We start from the raw sequence: 19,312 nt of genomic DNA on the forward strand, positions 1-19,312 counted from the left end.
ATCATGAGTTCCGCCCTGTCCATCCGGCAGTTGACCAAGACCTACGGCAATGGCTTCCAGGCCCTCAAGGGCATCGACCTGGACGTGACCGAAGGTGATTTCTTCGCCTTGCTCGGCCCAAACGGCGCGGGCAAGTCCACCACTATTGGCATCCTGTCCACCCTGGTGAACAAGACCAGCGGGAGCGTCAGCGTCTTCGGCAATGACCTGGACAAATCGCCCTACGCGCTCAAACGCTGCCTCGGCGTGGTGCCCCAGGAGTTCAACTTCAACCAGTTCGAGAAGGTGTTCGACATCGTCGTCACCCAGGCGGGCTATTACGGCATTCCGGCGAACATCGCCAAGGAGCGCGCCGAGCAGTACCTGACCCAGCTCGGCCTGTGGGAGAAGCGCAACTCGGCCTCCCGCGAATTGTCCGGCGGCATGAAGCGACGCCTGATGATCGCCCGCGCGTTGGTCCACCAGCCGCGCCTGCTGATCCTCGACGAACCTACCGCAGGCGTGGATATTGAGCTGCGCCGCTCCATGTGGAGCTTCCTCACCGAGCTCAACGAGCAGGGCATCACCATCATCCTCACCACGCACTATCTGGAAGAGGCCGAGCAGCTCTGCCGCAACATCGGCATCATCGACCACGGTCGTATCGTCGAGAACACCAGCATGAAGGAGCTCCTGAAGAAGTTGCACAAGGAGACCTTCCTGCTGGACCTCAAGGAGCCCCTGGAAGTGGTGCCGCAGCTCAATGGCTATCCCGCTGAGCTGGTGGATGACCACACGCTGGAGGTTCAGGTGGAGAAGACCCAGGGTCTGACCGAGCTGTTCCGTCAACTGGCCGCCCTGAACATCGATGTGCTGAGCATGCGCAACAAATCCAATCGCCTCGAGGAGCTGTTCGTGTCCCTGGTGGAGAAAAACCTGGCGAAGGTGGCCGTATGAGTTCGGAACTGCGCGCCAACCTGGTCGCCCTGGAAACCATCGTCTACCGCGAAGTCCGCCGCTTCACGCGCATCTGGCCGCAGACGCTGCTGCCCCCGGCCATCACCATGGCCCTGTACTTCGTCATCTTCGGCAACCTGATCGGCAAGCAGATCGGCGCCATGGGCGGCTTCAGCTACATGGACTACATCGTCCCCGGCCTGATCATGATGTCGGTCATCACCAACTCCTACAGCAACGTGGTGTCGAGCTTCTTCGGCAGCAAGTTCCAGCGTTCGGTGGAGGAACTGCTGGTATCGCCGGTTTCGCCGCACACCATACTGCTCGGCTACACCATCGGTGGCGTGTTGCGCGGGCTGGCGGTGGGGCTGATCGTCACCTTCCTGTCGCTGTTCTTCACCAAACTCTCGGTGCACCACATCGGCGTGACCGCGCTGGTAGTGCTGTTGACCGCCACAATCTTCTCCCTGGGCGGATTCATCAACGCCGTCTACGCACGTAACTTCGACGACATCTCGATCGTCCCGACTTTCGTGCTGACCCCGCTGACTTACCTCGGCGGCGTGTTCTATTCGATCAACCTGCTGCCGCCGTTCTGGCAGGCGGTTTCCCTGGGCAACCCGATCCTGCACATGGTCAATGCCTTCCGTTACGGCATCCTCGGTGTGTCCGACATCAATATCGGTGTCGCCATCGTGCTGATGCTGATCACAATGGCCATTCTCTACGTCGCCTGTATCCGCCTACTGGTGAGCGGGCGCGGCATGCGTCAATAACGCGAAACAATGCGACATAGAGTGGCATTATCTTCCCGATGCCACTGATCGAAGTCTGCCGATACAGTCGGCAGACTTCCTTCCCCCATGCATTCTGCTCCAGAGGCTCCAGATGATGGTCCGTCGCAGTGTTTGGCTGTTGTTCGGGGCGCTTGCCTCGTTGTCCGCCGTGGCCCAGGAGGCGCCGCTGGTGGAAGTGGCCGAGCCACAACGGGCACTGGTGCGCGACGAGTTGGTGACCTTCGGTTCGCTGCGCTCCGACGAGTCGGTGATGATCCGTCCGGAAATCGAGGGAAGGGTTGCCAGCCTGCATTTTCGTGAGGGTGAGGCGGTCAAGGGCGGCGAACTGCTGATCAGCCTGGACGACGCCATCGCCCGCGCCGAGCTGGCCCAGGCCCAGGCCAACCTCGACCTGGCGGAAAAGAGCTACGAGCGGGCCAAGATGCTGTTCGCCCGTGGCGCCAGCAACGCCCAGGCCCAGGACGAATCCCAATCCCAGCAACAAGCTGCCCGCGCCAGCCTGGCCCTGGCCCAGGCACGCCTGGAAAAGACCCAGATCCGCGCGCCCTACGACGGCACGCTCGGCCTGCGGCAGGTCAGTGTCGGCGACTACCTCAGCGCCGGCCAGGACATGGTCAACCTGGAGGTGCTGGACCCGCTGAAGGTGGATTTCCGCGTGCCGCAGAAGGCGGTCAGCCAGGTGAGCATCGGCCAACTGGTGGAGCTCAGCCTGGATGCGTACCCAGGCGAGCGCTTCCGTGGCGAGATCATCGCCCTCAACCCGCGCCTGGATGAGGTGGGACGCAGCCAGGCGATCCGCGCCCAGGTCGGCAACCGGGACCATCGCCTGAAACCCGGCCAGTTCGTGAAGGTTTCGGTGATCCTCGCAGAGCGTCCGCAGGCGTTGCTGATTCCCGAAGAGGCGGTGATGCCCGTGGGGCAACAACTGTTCGTCAACCTGGTGGTGGACGGCAAGGTTGAGCGGCGACAGATCAAGATCGGCCAGCGTCTGCGCGGCAAGGCCGAGGTACGCGAAGGCCTGCAGGGTAACGAGCAGGTCATTACCGCGGGCTGGCAGAAGGTCAGCCCCGGACTGGAGGTCCGCACCGTAGCGCGAGGTGGGGCATGACGCTCTCCGATGTGTGTATCCGCAGGCCAGTATTCGCCACTGTCCTGTCGCTGATCCTGGTCCTGCTCGGGCTGCTGGCCTACCAGCGGCTGGCGGTGCGGGAATATCCCAACATCGACGTGCCCATCGTCACGGTCAACGTCATCTACCCGGGTGCCAGCCCGGAGATCATGGAATCCCAGGTGGCGCAGCCCATCGAGGACGTGCTTTCCGGCATCGAAGGCCTGGATTTCGTGGCCTCCATCAGCCGCTCGGAAAACACCCAGATCACCGCCCAGTTCCGCCTCGGCACCAACGCCGACGAGGCCGCCAATGACGTGCGCGACCGCCTGGGCCGCGTGCGTGGCCTGCTCCCGGACGAGATCAACGAGCCCATCGTGCAGAAGGTCGAGGCCGACGCTCAGCCGGTGATCTGGATAGCCTTCTACAGCGAACAGCATTCGGCGATGGAGATCACCGACGTGCTGGAGCGGGTGATCCGTGACCGCGTGCAGACCATCCCCGGCGTCTCCGAGGTGCAGGTTCGCGGCGCCCGACGCTTCGCCATGCGTATCTGGCTGGACCCTGAAAAGCTCGCGGCCCATGACCTCACAGTGCAGGACGTGGAAGACGCCCTGCGCCGGCAGAATGTGGAAATCCCGGCTGGACGCATCGAGTCGGTGCAGCGCGAGTTCAGCGTGCTGTCGGAAACCGACCTGCGTACGCCAGAGGAATTCAACGACCTGATCCTCAACGACCAGCGCGGTTATCTGTTGCGCCTGGCCGATGTCGGCCACGCCGAGATCGGCGCAGCGGACGAGCGCAGCATCGTGCGCTTCAACGGCCGCTCGGCGGTCTCCCTGGGGCTGGTCAAGCAAGCTACGGCCAACCCGCTGGAAATCTCCGATGGCCTCAATGCCGCGCTGCCGGAATTGAGGGCGTTGTTGCCCGACGGCATGAAAATGACCATCGCCAACGACAACTCGCTGTTCATCCGCGAGTCCATCGCCAACGTCTACACCACCATCTGGGAAGCGGTGGTGCTGGTGATCCTGATCATCTTCCTGTTCCTGCGATCCCTGCGCGCCACCCTGATTCCGCTGGTGACTATCCCGGTGTCGCTGATCGGCGCCTTCAGCCTCATGGTATTGCTGGGCTTCTCCATCAACACCCTGACGCTGCTGGCCATGGTGCTTGCCATCGGCCTGGTGGTGGACGACGCGATCGTGGTGCTGGAGAACATCCACCGGCACATAGAGGAGGGCATGTCGCCGGTTCAGGCAGCCTACAAGGGCAGCCGCGAAATCGCCTTCGCGGTGATCGCCATGACCCTGACCCTGGCCGCCGTGTACGCGCCCATCGGCTTCATGCAGGGCACCTCGGGCAAGCTCTTCACCGAATTTTCCTGGACGCTCGCAGGGGCTGTGCTGGTTTCCGGCTTCGTCGCGCTGACCTTGTCGCCCATGATGTGCGCGCAACTGCTCAAGCCCCACGCCGAGCAGAAACATGGACGCCTCTACAACCTGGTGGAGTCTTTCCTCCATTCGCTGACCTATAGCTATCGCCACCTGCTGGAGCGGGTCCTGCGCGCCTGGATGCTGATCATCCTGCTGCTGGTGGGCATCCTGGTGTTCTGCCTGATCCTGTTCAGCGGCCTGCGCAGCGAACTGGCGCCCACCGAGGACACCGGCACCATAGTCGGCTCGATCAATGGTCCCGACGGCGCCACCATCGAGTACACCAGCCGCTACGCGAAACTGCTGGAGGAGGCCTACCAGTCGATTCCCGAAGCCAACCGCTACATGGTGGTGGTTGGCTTCCCGACCGTGGCCCAGGGCTTGTCCTTCCTGAAGTTGGAAGACTGGGGTTCCCGTGGCCGCAGCCAGTTCGAGATTCGCGACGAGCTCCTGCCGAAGCTGCGTGACATTCCCGGCGTGCGGGCCTTCCCAATCAACCGTCCGCCGCTGGGACAGAGTGCGCGCAACCAGCCAGTGAACTTCGTAATCCGTTCCTCGCTGGAGTACAGCGACTTGCAGAAATACGTCGACGAGCTGATGGAACGGGTGCGTGACTATCCAGGCCTGGAGAGCCTGGATAGCGACCTCAAGCTCAACTCGCCGCAGCTCAAGGTCACGGTCAACCGCGAGCAGGCCGTGGCGGTGGGCACGGACACCGCCGCCATTGGCCGCAGCCTGGAAAGCCTGTTCGGCAGCCGCCAGGTAACCCGCTTCAAGCAGAACGGCGAGCAGTACGACGTGCTGGTGCAGCTGGCCAACGTCGACCGCAGCAATCCGGACGACCTCTATCGCGTCTACGTGCGTGGCCGCAACGACAGCATGGTGCAGCTGGCCAACCTGATCGACGTGCGGGAAACCGTGGCACCCCGCGAGCTCAACCACTTCAACCAGCTTCGCGCGGTGACCGTGACGGCCAACGTCGGCTCGGGCTACACCCTGGGTGAGGCCCTGGATTACCTGGAGGAGGCTGCGCGCGCGGTGTTCCCGCCGGACACCCAGTTCGACTACACCGGCACCTCACGGGACTTCAAGGATTCCAGCACCGGCGTGGCGTTGATCTTCGCCCTGGCCCTGGTGTTCATCTACCTGGTGCTGGCGGCGCAGTTCGAGAGCTTCATCGACCCGCTGATCATCCTCTTCAGCGTGCCGCTCTCCATGGCCGGTGCCTTGCTGGCGCTGACCCTCTTTGGCGGCACGCTGAACATCTACTCGCAAGTGGGGATGGTGACCCTCATCGGCCTGATTACCAAGCACGGCATTCTCATCGTCGAGTTCGCCAACCAGTTGCTGCGCCAGGGCGTCGACCTGCATGAAGCGGTGATGGAAGCCTCGGTGAAACGTCTGCGGCCGATCCTGATGACCACCGGCGCCATGGTCCTGGGCTCGGTACCGCTCGCCATCGCCTCGGGCGCTGGTGCGGAAAGCCGGCAACAGATCGGCATGGTGATAGTCGGTGGCCTGCTGGTGGGCACCTTCTTCACCCTGTTCGTGGTGCCGACGCTCTACCAGCAGGTGCGGCGCTGGAAGCCGATCCACAAACTGGAGGCGGCGACGGCTTGATCCTGCAAAGGGGCGTTTGCCTGTAGGGGCGAATTCATTCGCCAAGGGCAGTGCAGCTGCCCTCTCGGGTTTTAGCGTCCGAACCTGCGGTCCGGTTGGCGAATGAATTCGCCCCCACGGGTCTCACAGCCGCTGGAAGAACATCGGATAGCGATTTACCAGGCCATCCTCGTCCAGGGTCAGCACGGCCTCGAAGCCATTGCCGTCGAGGTTCTGGTAGAGATAGCGGTTCTGGTCGAGGCGGGTATAGGCCTGGCGCATGCGCCGTACCGACAACTGCGGCGCTTCGATGAACACCACTTCGATTTCCCGGCGTTCACCAGGGTTGAGGAACAGCCGCCAGATGCTCGGACTGTTGGTGAAGGGCGTGGGCCAGAGGTCCAGGTCGAGGCTGCCCGACAGTTCCGGCAGCTTCTGGCCGTTGCCATCGAACCAGTGCAGCCCGTCGCGGCGTAGCGCCAGGCTGCGGGTGCCGCGCCCATCTCGCACCGTGGCATTGAAGACGCGGGGCTCCCAGCCTTTGTCGTATTCCAGGGTGTAGTTCAGGCGATAGCAGGCACCGTCATCGTCGAAAGCCAGCATGCTGCTGTCCACCCGACGCCCCTCCAGGCGGAAGTCTTCCAGGCCCTGGGTGGGGGCGCGGGTGTTCCACAGGTGGGTCCAGAGGGCGGTGGTTCTCATCGGCTCATGACTCCTGGCGCTGGGGGGTGCGCAAAACCAGATAGAGCAGTGGCCCGATGGAGGCGAACACTGCAGTCAACAGGTAGAAGGGTAGCAAGTACGCCAGGCTGCGGCCCTGGCGGCGGTTGTCCTGGTACATCCAGAGGCCGATCAGGGCGCAGGCGAGGTAGAGGTCGATCACCACCTGGGCGGTATCGGGGCGGCCCATCAACTGCGCGCCGAATTCGAGCAGGGGTTGTTCGCTGATGGCCATGACCCAGAGGGTGTAGCCACCGAAGAGGATCAGGGCGAGCATCGCGAAGAGGCGAATGGGCATGCGACTTTCCTTGTCATTGAGGGGGAGTCAGTCCAGCAGCAGCCCTACTTGCCGGATCTTCGGCAGGCGCGCGACCACCAGTTGATGGGAGCGGGTGATCAGCTCGCGCAGTTCCCCGTCACTCATGGGGTAAGGACGCTGCATGGCAATCCAGTGGGCCCGCGCCAGATAGGGCGCAGGGATGATTCCTGGGCGGTCGACGTAGCCGAGGAAGAGGTCCTTGTCGACTTTGAAGGTGAGGCCGTCGCCCAGGAAATCGAGGATGGCGAACATCTTGTTTCCGGCCACCGAGAACACTCGGTTGCTACCCCATTTGAGGTCTTCTCGGGCACCGGGAAGTTGCAGGCAGAAGGCGGCGACTTGATCGGGGGTCATGGGTTCCTGCTCCTTCAAGTTCGGGCTTCGCTGCGCAACAGCCAGAAGCTCATCAGCATACCGGTCAACGCCAGCAGGGCCGCCACCAGGAAAATCACGGCGAAGCCTGCGCCACCTGCGATGGCGCCCATCAGAGGGCCGGCGATGCCCAGGGCCAGATCGAAGAATACCGCGTAGGCACCCAGCGCCGAACTGCGGCTGGCGGCCGGAATTCGCGTGACCGCTTCGACGCCCAGGGCAGGGTAGACGAGCGACAGGCCGAACCCTGTCAGTGCCGCGCCGGCGAGGGCCAGCCAGGGTGTCGGCGCAGCCCAGAGCAGGAACAGGCCGAGGCTTTCCACGGCCAGGCAGACGATGGCGACCCGGTAGCCGCCCAAGTGCTTGATGCTGTTGACGAACAGCAGCCGTGCGCCGATGAAGGCACAGCCGAATGCAGTGAGGCACCAGGCCGCGCCATCCCATCCCACGCTCGCGTAATAAAGGGTGATGAAGGTGGCCAGGGTACCGAAGCCGATAGAGCCCAGGGCCAGCGCCGTGCCATTGGGGGCAATGCGCAGGAACACGTTGCGGAACGGCAGCCGTTCGCCATGGACGATGGGCGAAGGGCGTTTGGGCCAGGCCAGCAGCAGGGCAATGGCGCAGAGCACTGCCATCAGCCCACCGATGCTCCAAAGGCCCAACCGGTCCACCAGGACTACGCCCAGCGGGGCGCCAATGGCAACAGCACCGTAGGAGGCGATGCCATTGAAGGAAATCACCCGTGCCATGTTCTCCGCACCTACCAGGCCCACGCCCCAACTGATGGAGCCCGTACCCACCAGTCCCTGGCCGATGCCCAGCATTATGCGACCGCCGAGCAGTAGCGCCAGGCTCAACAGGGGGAACTGTGCCAGTGAGGTCGAGAGCAGTGTCAGTGCGCCCGACAGACCGCAGCAGGCCATGCCATACATGACTGCGCGCTTGGCACCCAGCCGGTCGGCCAGGCTGCCGGACATGGGGCGGGAGAGGAGGGTGGCGAGGTACTGCACGCTGATGACGATCCCGGCCATGACCGAGCCGTAGCCCATATCGTTGTGCACATAGCCAGGCAACACGGCGATTGGCAGGCCGACGCAGAAGAAACTGATGAAGGTGAAGAAAACGACGGTGATGATCTGCAGGGTGGAGGAGGACGCGGACGGCCGTAGCGTGCTCATGGCAGAACCTGGAATCGGCAAGGAGAAGGACGCCGCCCATCATCCCTGAGTCCCGGTGGCAAAGAAAGCTGGCTAATGGTTGTCTTGCTCACCAGATTCAGATCACCGTTCCCTGGTGACGAGAGAAGGCCTCCTCCAGATGATCGATCCAGGCCCTGACCGCCGGCAGCAAGCCGCGTCTGTGGGTATAGACCGCCTGCAGGTGGCCGCCCGGCAGGTGCCAGTCCGGCAACAGGCGCACCAGGCTGCCGTCGCGCAATTCGGCTTCGCAGTTCATCTGCGGCAACATGCTGAAGCCCAGACCGGCCAGCACTGCGTGCTTGCGCACATCGAAATCCTCGATACCCAGCCGCGCCTCCAGCACCACCTCGCGACGATTGCCCTGGGCGTCCCGCAGATAGTGGTGAATGCGCCGGTCGGCTTCCAGGCCGCCCAGGGCCGGCAGAAGCTGGAGGTCGTCGGGTACGAGGATGTTCCGGCCTTCAACCAGGCTGGGAGCGGCCACCAGAAATGCCTGCGCCGGACGCAGCACGCGAGCGATCAGGGTCGGGTCCTCGTCGCCTTCCTCGCGGACTCGCAGAGCGACGTCCACGCCTTCCTCACGCAGGTCCACGCGGCGGTTGGTGAGGACCATGTCCAGTTGTACCAGGGGGTACTGGCGCAGGAAGTCGGTGATCATCTGCTTCAGCATCGAATGCGCCAGTTCAATCGGGCAGGAGACGCGCAGACGGCCCCTGGGTTCGACGGTTAGGCTGGCGACTACTTCCTCGGCCTGCTCCGCCTCCAGCAGCATCGCCTGGCAATGGCGCAGGAAACGCTCGCCGACATCGGTCAGAGCCATCTTGCGGGTGGTGCGCTGCAAAAGGCGGGCGTCCAGGCGGGCTTCCAGCTCAGCGATACGCCGGGAGAGGCGTGATTTCGGCACCCCGAGCAAGCGCGCGGCAGCGGAAAAGCCGCCATGCTCCACCACCTTGGCGAAATAGAAGAGGTCGTTAAGGTCCTGCATGGGTGGATTGTTCCGTGTGGGGTACAAACTATGGCACCGGAGCCAGGATTTCAGCCATCGTTTTCGCTGGCAGCACGATCATTTCGACGGCCTATAGACCGGACTGCCGGGGTTCGACCCGGTCACGGCGTCTGCATGCTCGTTGCCGGGCAGCCGGCCAGGCGCTATACCTGAGCCTCCCAATCCACCCGAAAACGGAGCGATCACTATGTCCTTGTCCATGTACGAGGCGTCCATCCCGGTCCTGGCGCGCATGCTCGGCAACTTGTCCAACATCCTCAAGAAGGCCGAAGCCAACGCCCAGGCACGCGGCATCGAGCCCAAGGTGTTCATCGAATCGCGCCTGGCGCCGGACATGTATGCCCTGGCCCGCCAGGTGCAGATCGCCAGCGACATGGCCAAGGGCTGCGCCGCGCGCCTGGCCGGTGTCGAAGTGCCGAGCTGGGCCGACACTGAAACCACCTTCGAGGAACTGCAGTCGCGCATTGCCAAGACCCAGGAGTTCATCAAGGGTATCGACGCCGCCAAGCTCGAAGGCAGCGAAGATCGCACCGTGGTCCTGAAGATGCGCACTGGCGACATCAGCTTCAGCGGCCGTGACTACTTGCTCGGCTTTGCGCTGCCGAACTTCTATTTCCACATCACGACCACTTACGCCATCCTCCGCCACAACGGCGTTGACGTGGGCAAGATGGATTATCTGGGCGGCGTCTGAGTCGTTTTGACCTTGTAGGTTGGTGCCGGGTGCAGCGAGACCCATCGGCCGCTGCCCGACCCACCCTACGACTCTATTCGTCTCATGGATGGGACGCTTAATCACAAAATTGCTGACTAATCAGCGTTTATCGACATGGATAGGATTACCTCCATTCCGATCGGCCGTCGCCGGTCGCGCAACTGAGGGTAACCATCCATGAAACTCCTGCACCTCGATTCCAGCATCCTCGGCGACGCCTCCGCCTCCCGCCAACTGAGCCGCGACGTGGTCGCTGCCTGGGAAGCCGCCGAGCCGGACGCCCAGGTCACGTACCGCGACCTGGCCAGCGATGCCATCAGCCACCTGTCCGCCCTGAGCCTGGTCGCCGGCGGTACCCCAGCCGAACTGCGTGACGCCGCGCAGAAGCACGAAGCCGAGCTGGGTGAAGCCACCCTGAACGAATTCCTCGCGGCCGACGCCATCGTCATCGGCGCGCCGATGTACAACTTCACCATCCCAACCCAGCTGAAAGCCTGGATCGACCGCATCGCCGTCGCCGGCAAGACTTTCCACTACACCGAGAACGGCCCGGAAGGCCTGGCAGGCGGCAAGAAGGTGGTGATCGTTTCCACCGCTGGCGGCATCCACGCCGGCCAGGCCTCTGGCCAGGCCCACGAGGATTACCTGAAGCTGGTGCTGAATTTCCTCGGCGTGACCGACATCGAGATCGTCCGCGCCGAAGGCCTGGCCTACGGCGAAGAGCCTCGTGCCAACGCCTTCAGCGCCGCCCAGCAGCAAATCGGCGAGCTGTTCGCCACCGCCTGATGCGCTGTCCGTAAAACACAAAGCCCCGCATTTGCGGGGCTTTGTCGTTTGCAGCGAGTGAGCGATTCCTGGTAGGGGCGAATTCATTCGCCAAGGGCAGCGAAGCTGCCCCCTGGGGCATTGAAGGCCGAACCTGCGTTCCGGTTGGCGAATGAATTCGCCCCTACAGTTCCAGCCTTCACCCCGTCAGGAATCAGACAATCACACCCTGGCTACGCAGGTAGTCATCGTAGGTGCCGCTGAAGTCGGTCACGCCGTTCTCGTTCAGCTCGATGATGCGGGTGGCCAGGGAGCCGACGAACTCGCGGTCGTGGCTGACGAAGATCAGGGTGCCCGGATAGTTCTCGAGCGCCAGGTTCAACGCCTCGATGGATTCCATGTCCAGGTGGTTGGTGGGTTCGTCCATCACCAGCACGTTGGGCTTCTTCAGGATCAGCTTGCCGAACAGCATGCGGCCCTGCTCGCCACCGGAGATGACTTTCACCGACTTGAGGATTTCGTCGTTGGAGAACAGCATGCGGCCGAGGGTGCCGCGCACCAGCTGCTCGCCACCCTGGGTCCACTGACCCATCCAGTCGAACAGGGTGATGTCGTCTTCGAAGTCATGGGCATGATCCTGGGCGTAGTAGCCGAGGTCCGCGCTTTCGGTCCATTTCACGCTGCCGGAGTCCGGGGTCATCTCACCGACCAGGGTGCGCAGCAGGGTGGTCTTGCCGATGCCGTTGGGGCCGATGATGGCGACGCGCTCACCGGCCTCGATCTGCAGGTCCAGGCCCTTGAACAGTTGCTTGCCCTCGAAGCCCTTGGCCAGCTTTTCTACCGTTACCGCCTGGCGGTGCAGCTTCTTGTGCTGGTCGAAGCGGATGAACGGGCTGACACGGCTGGAGGGTTTGACCTCGGCCAGTTGGATCTTGTCGATCTGTTTGGCGCGCGAGGTGGCCTGCTTGGCTTTCGAGGCGTTGGCGGAGAAACGGCTGACGAAGGTCTGCAGCTCGGCGATCTGCGCCTTCTTCTTGGCGTTGTCGGCCAGGAGCTGCTCGCGCGACTGGGTCGCGGCGGTCATGTATTCGTCGTAGTTGCCCGGGAACAGGCGCAGCTCGCCGTAGTCCAGGTCCGCCATGTGGGTGCACACGCTGTTCAGGAAGTGGCGGTCGTGGGAAATGATGATCATGGTGCTGTTACGCGCCGTGAGGATGTTTTCCAGCCAGCGGATGGTGTTGATGTCCAGGTGGTTGGTCGGCTCGTCCAGCAGCAGTACATCCGGGTCCGAGAACAGCGCCTGGGCCAGCAGTACGCGGAGCTTCCAGCCGGGGGCGACCTCGCTCATCGGGCCGAAGTGCTGGCTGAGCGGGATGCCCAGGCCGAGCAGGAGCTCGCCGGCGCGGGATTCGGCGGTGTAGCCGTCCATCTCGGCGAACTCGGTCTCCAGCTCGGCTACGGCCATGCCGTCTTCTTCGCTCATTTCCGGCAGCGAATAGATGCGGTCACGCTCGGCCTTGACCCGCCACAGCTCCGCATGGCCCATGATCACGGTGTCGATCACGCTGAATTCTTCGTACGCGAATTGATCCTGGCGCAGCTTGCCGAGGCGTACGTTGGGCTCAAGCATCACCTGGCCGCCAGACGGCTCCAGATCACTGCCGAGGATTTTCATGAAGGTCGACTTGCCGCAGCCGTTGGCGCCGATCAGGCCGTAGCGGTTGCCGTTGCCGAACTTGACGGAAACGTTCTCGAACAGCGGCTTGGGGCCGAACTGCATGGTGATATTTGCGGTGGAGATCACGGTGGAATCCTGAGCTTAGGGCGCACGTAGCGCAAAAAAGGCGCGATTGTAGCGTTTCCGCTGCCATCACGGGGATCGATTGTCGATCCAGCTCGACCAACGGGGTCGTTAGCCTGACGCCGATACGTCGGGCTTCGCTGGCCAGCGCCAATCTGCGGCTGTCGTAAAACAGTCATCCGCTGCCGTTAGCTTGGAGCGGCTTCCACGGCACTTCTCGATGCGTCAGTGCATCGACCCACCGTCAATGGTGCAGCCCAGCACGAACAGCTGGGCTTTTTCTCCCGCCTCGCGGCCGTGGTTTGGATCAACCGGAGCATCCATGGAAATCTCGATCCAGCAGGTCATTCGGGGCGACAGGCTCGAGTGGCTGGTGGAGGCCCTTGGCATGAAAGTGCCGTTCCGCGACCGGGCTTCGGCGCTGGCGTTCGCGGTCCGCTTGCAGGAGCGGGTGGAGGCACCGCATTGGTTGCCGAACCCGGAAAAGAGTGAGGGCATGGAAGGGTGATACGGGTGTGCTGTCGTTTTCAGCTATTGCTTGCAAGGCGTTCGTTGCGGCAAGAATGTGCCTTCAGGACCAGCAGGAGATGGCATGTGAAAAAGACTCTGTTGTTTGGCGCTCTGGCCTTGCAAACCGTCGCCCTGGCGGCAGTGGCGGGGGAGTGGCCGCAAGGTGGCGGCGAGAAGTTCACCCAGGAGTGCGTTGTCAGCGCGGCCCGTCAGGTCCCGCAGGACAAGGCGGTAGCCTACTGCAAGTGCTCCAACAGCATGATGCAGGAGGCATTCACCACCCAGCAGCTGGTGGGGGTGACCGAAGGGCGCAAACCTACCAATGAAGAGCTGACGGTCCTGACCGATATCTCGCGTTCCTGTGCCAGCGAAACCCTTAAATGAGCCAGTAACCAGAGCGTCATATCCAATCCCTAGGATGGGCACTGCGCCACGGACGGTGCCCATCTCCCCGCATTCCCTCACTCCCTGAAGAAAACCTGCACCAGGTGATAGCCGAACTGGCTCTTCACCGGGCCGTGGATGACGCGCACGGGTTTCTTGAAGATCACCTGATCGATCACTCGCACCATCTGGCCGGGGCGTACCTCGCCCAGGTCGCCGCCGCGCTTGGCGGAAGGGCAGATGGAGTGCTTCTTGGCCAGGGTGGCGAAGTCTTCGCCTTTATCCAGGCGTTTCTTCAGCTGTTCGGCTTCCGCCTCGGTCTTGACCAGAATATGGCGGGCAAGGGCCTTGGCCATGGGAATTCCTCTTGGACTGTGGAACGGTTCATTGTGCCAGCACGGGCGGTCGCCATACAGTTGCTGTCCTGTGATCCGCGACGCGGATGCCTTCACACCTGATTGGACGAGCACCCCCATGGACCTCTCCGCGATGCTGAAAATCCTGGCCAGCCAGGATGGTTCCGACCTCTACCTGTCCACGGGCGCGCCGCCCTGTGCCAAGTTCAACGGCCTGTTGCGGCCGCTCAGCAATGAGCCCCTGAAGGCCGGTGACGTGGCCAGGATCGCCGAATCGATCATGGACCCCGAGCAACGGGCCGAGTTCGACCGCGAACTGGAGATGAACCTGGCCATCTCGCTGCCGAACATCGGCCGCTTCCGGATCAATATCTTCCGCCAGCGCAACGAGGTATCCATCGTCGCGCGGAACATCAAGCTGGATATCCCGCGCTTCGAAGACCTCAAGCTGCCCGAAGTGCTGCTCAAGATGGTGATGGAGAAGCGCGGCCTGGTGCTCTTCGTCGGTGGCACTGGCTCCGGCAAGTCCACCTCCCTGGCGGCGCTGATCGACTACCGCAACCGCAACACCGGCGGCCACATCATCACCATCGAAGACCCGGTGGAATACGTGCACCGGCACAAGAAATCCATCATCAACCAGCGCGAGGTGGGGGTGGACACCCGCAGCTTCCACGCCGCGCTGAAGAACACACTGCGCCAGGCGCCGGACGTGATTCTGATCGGCGAGATCCGTGACCGCGAGACCATGGAGCATGCGCTGGCCTTCGCCGATACCGGTCACCTTGCGATCTCCACGCTGCATGCCAACAACGCCAACCAGGCGCTGGACCGTATCATCAACTTCTTCCCCGAAGAACGTCGCCCGCAGTTGCTCAACGACCTGGGCAACAACCTCAAGGCTTTCGTTTCCCAGCGCCTGGTGCGCACACAGGACGGCAAGCGCCGCGCGGCGGTGGAAGTGTTACTGGGTACCTCCACCATCAGCGACCTCATCAAGCGCGGCGAATTCCACTCCATCAAGGAGATCATGGAGAAGTCCCGTGGCCTGGGCATGCAGACCTTCGACCAGGCGCTGTTCGACCTGGTAGTGGAGGGCGCCATTCCCGAAGACGAAGCGATCAAGAACGCCGATTCGGCGAACAACCTGCGCCTGAAGCTCAAGCTCTATCGCGATGGTCCTGCTGCAGCCCCAGCACCGACAGCCCCCGCCCCGGCGCCAGTTGCTGCTCCGAGCGCCACCCAGGATGCCGCCAGCTGGGGGCTGGAGCTGAAGCTGGAAGACCTGGAGGAGGATGGGCCGGAGGAGCCAGCGCCTCGTTAGAAGGTTCGGCCATGGACACCCTGGGGCAGCTTAAGTGTTGCAAGTAGCTGCATTGTCCGTAGGAGCTGGCTTGCCAGCGAATGGCCCCTTTTCGCTAGCAAGCTAGCTCCTACAAGGCTCCTGGCAACAGCTAACGCAGACATGGCGATTGAAATCGCCCCCACAGGCAGAATCACGACCGATTCCAGCCCAATAGCGCCCAGCCTGTACGGCCAAATTTAATTGCGTCTGTACATAGCGACTGCGCCCCGACGCGCATAGATTCGCCCCACGCACCAAACCAATCCGGGAGGCCGTGATGCGTATCGCCGTTCTGACGTTCGAAGGTTTCAACGAACTGGACTCCTTTGTTGCCGCTGGCCTGCTCAACCGCATGCGCGGGGAGGGCTGGAAGGCGGAAATTACGTCCCCCAGCGAGTGGGTCACTTCGATGAACGGCGTGCGGGTTCAGGCCCAGCAGCCGCTGGAGTTCGCCAACAGTGCCGATGTGGTGCTGTTCGGTAGCGGCATCCTGACGCGCGACATCGCCAAGGACCGCAGCATCCTCGACCGCCTGCAGCTGGACCCGCAGCGTCAACTGATCGGCTCGCAATGCTCCGGAGCCCTGCTGATGGCCAGGCTCGGTCTGCTGGGCAGCCTGCCGGCCTGCACCGACCTCACCACCAAGCCCTGGGTGATCGACGCCGGTGTGCAGGTACTCGACCAGCCGTTCTTCGCCAGTGGCAACCTGGCCACCGCCGGCGGCTGCCTGTCCGCGCCCTATCTGGCGGCCTGGGTGATCGCCAAGCTGGCGGGCGAGGATGCCTGCGCCACGGCGCTGCACTATGTGGCGCCGGTGGGCGAGAAGGAGGCGTACATGGAGCGGGCCCTGGGTGTGATTCGGCCCTACCTGTAGGCGCGATGAATGCTTCTGTAGGGCCGATTTCAATCGCCAAGGGCGGAGCAACTGCTCCCAGGGCCAGAGGTTGGACCTTCGGCCCGGGTGGCGAATGAATTCGCCCCTACGGGTGTTCGGCCTTCAGATTCGGAGCTCCGGCAGGTCACGGTACAACTCCAGCGCCTGCGGATTGGCCAGGGCATCGGTGTTCTTCACCGGTCGGCCATGCACCACGTTGCGTACCGCCAGTTCCACGATCTTGCCGCTCAGGGTGCGGGGGATGTCGGCCACGGCGATGATCTTTGCCGGCACATGGCGCGGGCTGGTGTTGGCGCGGATCACCTGGCGGATGCGTTCGCGCAGGGCATCGTCCAGCGGCACGCCGTCACGCAGGCGCACGAAGAGCACCACGCGCACGTCATTTTCCCAGTCCTGTCCAATGGCGATGGACTCCAGCACGTCCTCTATTTTCTCCACCTGGCGATAGATCTCCGCGGTGCCGATGCGCACGCCGCCAGGGTTGAGCACGGCGTCGGAGCGCCCGTGGATCACCAGGCCACCGCGCGGGGTTTCCTCGGCATAGTCGCCATGCGCCCAGACGCCGGGGAAGGTGTCGAAGTAGGCGGCCTTGAACTTCGCGCCGTCCACGTCGTTCCAGAAACCCACCGGCATCGACGGGAAGTGCCGCGCACAGACCAGTTCGCCTTTCTCGCCGAACACACGCTTGCCATCTTCGTTCCACACCTGCACGTCCATCCCCAGGCCCTTGCATTGCAGTTCGCCGCGCCATACCGGCAGTACCGGATTGCCCAGGGCGAAGCAGGACACGATGTCCGTTCCGCCAGAAATGGAGGACAGGCAGAGCTCGCCCTTGATGTCGCGGTAGACGTACTCGAAGCTCTCGTGGGACAGCGGCGATCCGGTGGAGAGCAACGCCTTGAGCCGTTCCAGGCGGTGGCTCTGGCGCGGCTTGACACCGGCTTTCTCCAGCGCGGCCAGGTACTTGGCGCTGGCGCCGAAGATGCTGATGCCCTCGGCATCGATCAGGTCCATCAGGCGTTCCGGCGCGGGGTGGAACGGCGAGCCGTCATAGAGCACCAGAGTGGCGCCCAGGGCGAGGCCCGACACCAGCCAGTTCCACATCATCCAACCGCAGGTGGTGAAGTAGAACAGGGTGTCCGATGTCGTCAGATCGCAATGCAGGCCGTGCTCCTTGACGTGCTGCAGCAGGGTGCCGCCGACACCGTGGACGATGCACTTGGGTACCCCGGTAGTGCCGCTGGAATAGAGGATGTACAGCGGCTGGTCGAAGGGGACGGGGGTGAACGCGGGCTCGCCACCGGGCTGGTAGAAGTCGTTCCACAGGGCGACTCGTGCGCGTGTGGTGAAGTCCGTCGGGCGGGTCTCGGCTCGGGAATAGGGCACCACCACCAACTGCTCCAGCCAGGGCATGCGCTCGAGGACTTCATTCAGCTTGTCGGTCAGGTCCAGGTTCTTGCCCGCATAGCGGTACCCGGCGGCGGCGATCAGCACCTTCGGCTCGATCTGGCCGAAGCGGTCGATCACACCATGGGTGCCGAAGTCCGGCGAACAAGAGGACCAGGTAGCACCCAGGCTGGTGGCGGCGAGCATGCCCACCACGGCCTGCCAGGTATTGGGCATGAAGACTGCGACCCTGTCACCGACTCCCACGCCCATGGCCTTCAGGCTCTGCTGCAGGCCCGCGACGTGTGCGACCAGTTCGTTGTAGGTCAGTTGCACGCGGCTGCCGTCCTCGCCAATGGCCACCAGGGCAGGGTGGTTGTCGCGGCGTCGCAGCAGGTGCTCGGCGAAGTTCAGAGTCGCGCCGGGGAACCAGCGGGCACTGGGCATGGCTGGGCCTTCCTCCAGCACCGTGTCGGGTGGCGTGGAGAATCGGATGTCGAAGAACTCCATCAGTGCCTGCCAGAAGGCTTCGCGGCGGTCCAGGCTCCACGCGTGCAGGGCAGGGTAGTCGGGCAGGTCCAGGCCGTGGCGCTGGCACACCTTGCGGCGGAAGGCGTCCATGCGCGTAGCGGCGATCCGCACCGGGCTTGGGGTCCACAGTGGCTGATCCATCTGCGCATCCTCATCGAGTGATCAGGGTCGACCGGTTGCTATTCAGCATAGGCCCTGGCTCAGGGGCGGGTCAGGTCGAGGCGGCTCCAGTCGGGCGCGTGCAGCAGCACGTCGCTGAGTGCCTGGGCTGCGGTGGAGAGCTTGTGCTCGGCCAAGCGCAGCAGCCCTACCCGGCGCTCGACCTGCGGACTGTGCAGGGCAATGCAACGGGCGCCCAGTTCTTCCATCTGCCGAATGCACAGGCTGGGCACGGCGCTCACGCCCAGACCTTGGGCGACCATCCGGCCCACTGTCACCAACTGATGGCTCTCGAAGGCCACCGGCAGACGTCCGTACTGCGGGGCGAGCACCTCCTCCAGCATCAGCCGCACCGCTGACGGGCGCTGCAGGGTGATGAAGTTGCCTTGCAGCAGTTCCGCCCAGCCGATGTCGGCGCGCTGGGCCAGCTCGCAGTCTCCCGGCACCACGGCGACGAAGCGGTCGGTGTAGAAGGGCGTGAAGTCGAGGCCGTCGAGGGAATCCGGTTCGAAGGCGATGCCCATTTCCACCCGACGGTTGCGCACCATTTCCAGTACTTGCTCGTTGATCACGTCGTGGACTGCCACGTTGACCTTGGGATGCTGGTCGCGGAAGGCCTTCAGTGCGGCCGGCAGCAGGTTGCCGGCGAACGAAGGCATCGCGGCGATAGAGACCTTGCCCAGTTGCAGGGTGAAGTGCTGACGCAGCAGTTCCTCGGCGTTGTCCCAATCCGCCAACAGGCGCCGGGCGATGGGCAGCAGGGTTTCGCCTTCGGGGGTCAGGGCCACGCTACGGGTGGTACGCACCAGTAACTGGCCGCCTAGGGAATCCTCCAGGTTCTTGATCGCCAGGCTAAGGGCCGGCTGCGACAGGTGTAGCCGCTCGCAGGCCTGAGCGAAGCTCAGGCTCTGCGCCACGGCAAGGAAGGCACGCAGCTGTTTGATGGTCATTGATTTGGTTTGCTTATTAATCG

The 19,312-nt window shown here is 63.4% G+C and carries 19 protein-coding genes; 10 read left to right on the forward strand and 9 right to left on the reverse strand.

From position 1 onward, the window contains the following. The first annotated feature begins 3 nt into the window (after positions 1 to 3). The 4 genes from E8E75_RS13135 to E8E75_RS13150 all read left to right on the forward strand — a co-directional run bounded on the left by E8E75_RS13135 (position 4) and on the right by E8E75_RS13150 (position 5,897). Positions 4 to 936 (forward strand): ABC transporter ATP-binding protein, encoded by a 933-nt coding sequence (locus E8E75_RS13135; RefSeq protein ID WP_120650520.1) that lies wholly within the window; start codon positions 4 to 6, stop codon positions 934 to 936. Beyond that, entirely contained in the window at positions 933 to 1,712 is a 780-nt protein-coding gene (locus E8E75_RS13140; protein WP_120650522.1) for an ABC transporter permease, read from the forward strand. The genes E8E75_RS13135 and E8E75_RS13140 overlap by 4 nt, the downstream gene beginning before the upstream one ends. A 112-nt stretch (positions 1,713 to 1,824) precedes the next feature. Next, positions 1,825 to 2,841: an efflux RND transporter periplasmic adaptor subunit gene (locus E8E75_RS13145; RefSeq protein WP_153920710.1), complete on the forward strand. Its 1,017-nt coding sequence runs from the start codon at positions 1,825 to 1,827 to the stop codon at positions 2,839 to 2,841. Next, entirely contained in the window at positions 2,838 to 5,897 is a 3,060-nt protein-coding gene (locus E8E75_RS13150; RefSeq protein ID WP_153920708.1) for an efflux RND transporter permease subunit, read from the forward strand. The genes E8E75_RS13145 and E8E75_RS13150 overlap by 4 nt, the downstream gene beginning before the upstream one ends. A 123-nt stretch (positions 5,898 to 6,020) precedes the next feature. On the opposite strand, the gene E8E75_RS13155 is transcribed toward E8E75_RS13150, so the two are convergent. The 5 genes from E8E75_RS13155 to E8E75_RS13175 all read right to left on the reverse strand — a co-directional run bounded on the left by E8E75_RS13155 (position 6,021) and on the right by E8E75_RS13175 (position 9,471). Continuing rightward, a complete protein-coding gene (locus E8E75_RS13155) occupies positions 6,021 to 6,578 on the reverse strand; it encodes a putative glycolipid-binding domain-containing protein (RefSeq protein ID WP_120650528.1) in 558 nt (185 codons plus the stop codon). 4 nt (positions 6,579 to 6,582) lie between these two features. Further along, the gene (locus E8E75_RS13160; RefSeq protein WP_120650530.1) at positions 6,583 to 6,894 is read right to left on the reverse strand and encodes a DUF2834 domain-containing protein; all 312 of its coding nucleotides are present in this window, start codon (positions 6,892 to 6,894) and stop codon (positions 6,583 to 6,585) included. Positions 6,895 to 6,921: 27 nt separating this feature from the next. Then, positions 6,922 to 7,269: an MmcQ/YjbR family DNA-binding protein gene (locus tag E8E75_RS13165; RefSeq protein ID WP_120650532.1), complete on the reverse strand. Its 348-nt coding sequence runs from the start codon at positions 7,267 to 7,269 to the stop codon at positions 6,922 to 6,924. Positions 7,270 to 7,283: 14 nt separating this feature from the next. After that, positions 7,284 to 8,465, reverse strand: coding sequence for an MFS transporter (locus tag E8E75_RS13170; protein WP_120650533.1), 1,182 nt, complete (start codon positions 8,463 to 8,465; stop codon positions 7,284 to 7,286). 97 nt (positions 8,466 to 8,562) lie between these two features. Beyond that, on the reverse strand, positions 8,563 to 9,471 hold the full coding sequence (locus tag E8E75_RS13175) for a LysR substrate-binding domain-containing protein (RefSeq protein WP_120650535.1): 909 nt from the start codon (positions 9,469 to 9,471) through the stop codon (positions 8,563 to 8,565). Positions 9,472 to 9,679: 208 nt separating this feature from the next. Here E8E75_RS13175 and E8E75_RS13180 point away from each other — a divergent pair, with 208 nt between their 5' ends. Together E8E75_RS13180 and E8E75_RS13185 are read left to right on the forward strand one after the other, a co-directional pair. Next, positions 9,680 to 10,186, forward strand: a complete 507-nt coding sequence (locus E8E75_RS13180; protein WP_153920706.1) for a DUF1993 family protein — start codon at positions 9,680 to 9,682, stop codon at positions 10,184 to 10,186. 198 nt (positions 10,187 to 10,384) lie between these two features. Beyond that, a complete protein-coding gene (locus tag E8E75_RS13185) occupies positions 10,385 to 10,993 on the forward strand; it encodes an FMN-dependent NADH-azoreductase (protein ID WP_120650539.1) in 609 nt (202 codons plus the stop codon). Positions 10,994 to 11,186: 193 nt separating this feature from the next. Here the strand turns inward: E8E75_RS13185 and E8E75_RS13190 are convergent, their stop codons facing one another. Then, entirely contained in the window at positions 11,187 to 12,776 is a 1,590-nt protein-coding gene (locus tag E8E75_RS13190) for an ABC-F family ATPase (RefSeq protein WP_280359120.1), read from the reverse strand. A gap of 319 nt (positions 12,777 to 13,095) precedes the next feature. Here E8E75_RS13190 and E8E75_RS13195 point away from each other — a divergent pair, with 319 nt between their 5' ends. Next, positions 13,096 to 13,281: a hypothetical protein gene (locus E8E75_RS13195; RefSeq protein WP_120650543.1), complete on the forward strand. Its 186-nt coding sequence runs from the start codon at positions 13,096 to 13,098 to the stop codon at positions 13,279 to 13,281. Positions 13,282 to 13,367: 86 nt separating this feature from the next. After that, a complete protein-coding gene (locus E8E75_RS13200) occupies positions 13,368 to 13,667 on the forward strand; it encodes a hypothetical protein (protein WP_120650545.1) in 300 nt (99 codons plus the stop codon). Between the two features lie 77 nt (positions 13,668 to 13,744). Here E8E75_RS13200 and E8E75_RS13205 read toward each other — a convergent pair whose 3' ends face one another. Then, positions 13,745 to 14,023, reverse strand: coding sequence for a peptidylprolyl isomerase (locus E8E75_RS13205; RefSeq protein WP_028627186.1), 279 nt, complete (start codon positions 14,021 to 14,023; stop codon positions 13,745 to 13,747). Between the two features lie 118 nt (positions 14,024 to 14,141). Between E8E75_RS13205 and E8E75_RS13210 the strand changes: the two genes are divergently transcribed. Continuing rightward, a complete protein-coding gene (locus tag E8E75_RS13210; protein ID WP_178123535.1) occupies positions 14,142 to 15,347 on the forward strand; it encodes a PilT/PilU family type 4a pilus ATPase in 1,206 nt (401 codons plus the stop codon). A 298-nt stretch (positions 15,348 to 15,645) separates the two neighbouring features. After that, a complete protein-coding gene (locus E8E75_RS13215) occupies positions 15,646 to 16,242 on the forward strand; it encodes a DJ-1/PfpI family protein (RefSeq protein WP_120650547.1) in 597 nt (198 codons plus the stop codon). Between the two features lie 123 nt (positions 16,243 to 16,365). Here E8E75_RS13215 and E8E75_RS13220 read toward each other — a convergent pair whose 3' ends face one another. Together E8E75_RS13220 and E8E75_RS13225 are read right to left on the reverse strand one after the other, a co-directional pair. Then, complete coding sequence (locus E8E75_RS13220) at positions 16,366 to 18,321, reverse strand: acetoacetate--CoA ligase (RefSeq protein WP_153920701.1); 1,956 nt, start codon at positions 18,319 to 18,321, stop codon at positions 16,366 to 16,368. 59 nt (positions 18,322 to 18,380) lie between these two features. Continuing rightward, a complete protein-coding gene (locus E8E75_RS13225; RefSeq protein WP_120650550.1) occupies positions 18,381 to 19,289 on the reverse strand; it encodes a LysR family transcriptional regulator in 909 nt (302 codons plus the stop codon). Positions 19,290 to 19,312: the final 23 nt, after the last annotated feature.

Source organism: Pseudomonas sp. BN606 (assembly GCF_029873115.1).
Lineage (GTDB): Bacteria > Pseudomonadota > Gammaproteobacteria > Pseudomonadales > Pseudomonadaceae > Metapseudomonas.

What these genes read in the sequence shown, in the direction of transcription:
- E8E75_RS13150 (WP_153920708.1), top strand. Translation starts at nt 2,838, where the DNA reads ATGACGCTCTCCGATGTGTGTATCCGCAGGCCAGTATTCGCCACTGTC.
- E8E75_RS13220 (WP_153920701.1), bottom strand. Translation starts at nt 18,321, where the DNA reads ATGGATCAGCCACTGTGGACCCCAAGCCCGGTGCGGATCGCCGCTACG.
- E8E75_RS13160 (WP_120650530.1), bottom strand. Translation starts at nt 6,894, where the DNA reads ATGCCCATTCGCCTCTTCGCGATGCTCGCCCTGATCCTCTTCGGTGGC.
- E8E75_RS13210 (WP_178123535.1), top strand. Translation starts at nt 14,142, where the DNA reads ATGGACCTCTCCGCGATGCTGAAAATCCTGGCCAGCCAGGATGGTTCC.
- E8E75_RS13205 (WP_028627186.1), bottom strand. Translation starts at nt 14,023, where the DNA reads ATGGCCAAGGCCCTTGCCCGCCATATTCTGGTCAAGACCGAGGCGGAA.
- E8E75_RS13135 (WP_120650520.1), top strand. Translation starts at nt 4, where the DNA reads ATGAGTTCCGCCCTGTCCATCCGGCAGTTGACCAAGACCTACGGCAAT.
- E8E75_RS13215 (WP_120650547.1), top strand. Translation starts at nt 15,646, where the DNA reads ATGCGTATCGCCGTTCTGACGTTCGAAGGTTTCAACGAACTGGACTCC.
- E8E75_RS13155 (WP_120650528.1), bottom strand. Translation starts at nt 6,578, where the DNA reads ATGAGAACCACCGCCCTCTGGACCCACCTGTGGAACACCCGCGCCCCC.
- E8E75_RS13175 (WP_120650535.1), bottom strand. Translation starts at nt 9,471, where the DNA reads ATGCAGGACCTTAACGACCTCTTCTATTTCGCCAAGGTGGTGGAGCAT.
- E8E75_RS13195 (WP_120650543.1), top strand. Translation starts at nt 13,096, where the DNA reads ATGGAAATCTCGATCCAGCAGGTCATTCGGGGCGACAGGCTCGAGTGG.
- E8E75_RS13225 (WP_120650550.1), bottom strand. Translation starts at nt 19,289, where the DNA reads ATGACCATCAAACAGCTGCGTGCCTTCCTTGCCGTGGCGCAGAGCCTG.
- E8E75_RS13185 (WP_120650539.1), top strand. Translation starts at nt 10,385, where the DNA reads ATGAAACTCCTGCACCTCGATTCCAGCATCCTCGGCGACGCCTCCGCC.
- E8E75_RS13145 (WP_153920710.1), top strand. Translation starts at nt 1,825, where the DNA reads ATGATGGTCCGTCGCAGTGTTTGGCTGTTGTTCGGGGCGCTTGCCTCG.
- E8E75_RS13140 (WP_120650522.1), top strand. Translation starts at nt 933, where the DNA reads ATGAGTTCGGAACTGCGCGCCAACCTGGTCGCCCTGGAAACCATCGTC.
- E8E75_RS13170 (WP_120650533.1), bottom strand. Translation starts at nt 8,465, where the DNA reads ATGAGCACGCTACGGCCGTCCGCGTCCTCCTCCACCCTGCAGATCATC.
- E8E75_RS13180 (WP_153920706.1), top strand. Translation starts at nt 9,680, where the DNA reads ATGTCCTTGTCCATGTACGAGGCGTCCATCCCGGTCCTGGCGCGCATG.
- E8E75_RS13165 (WP_120650532.1), bottom strand. Translation starts at nt 7,269, where the DNA reads ATGACCCCCGATCAAGTCGCCGCCTTCTGCCTGCAACTTCCCGGTGCC.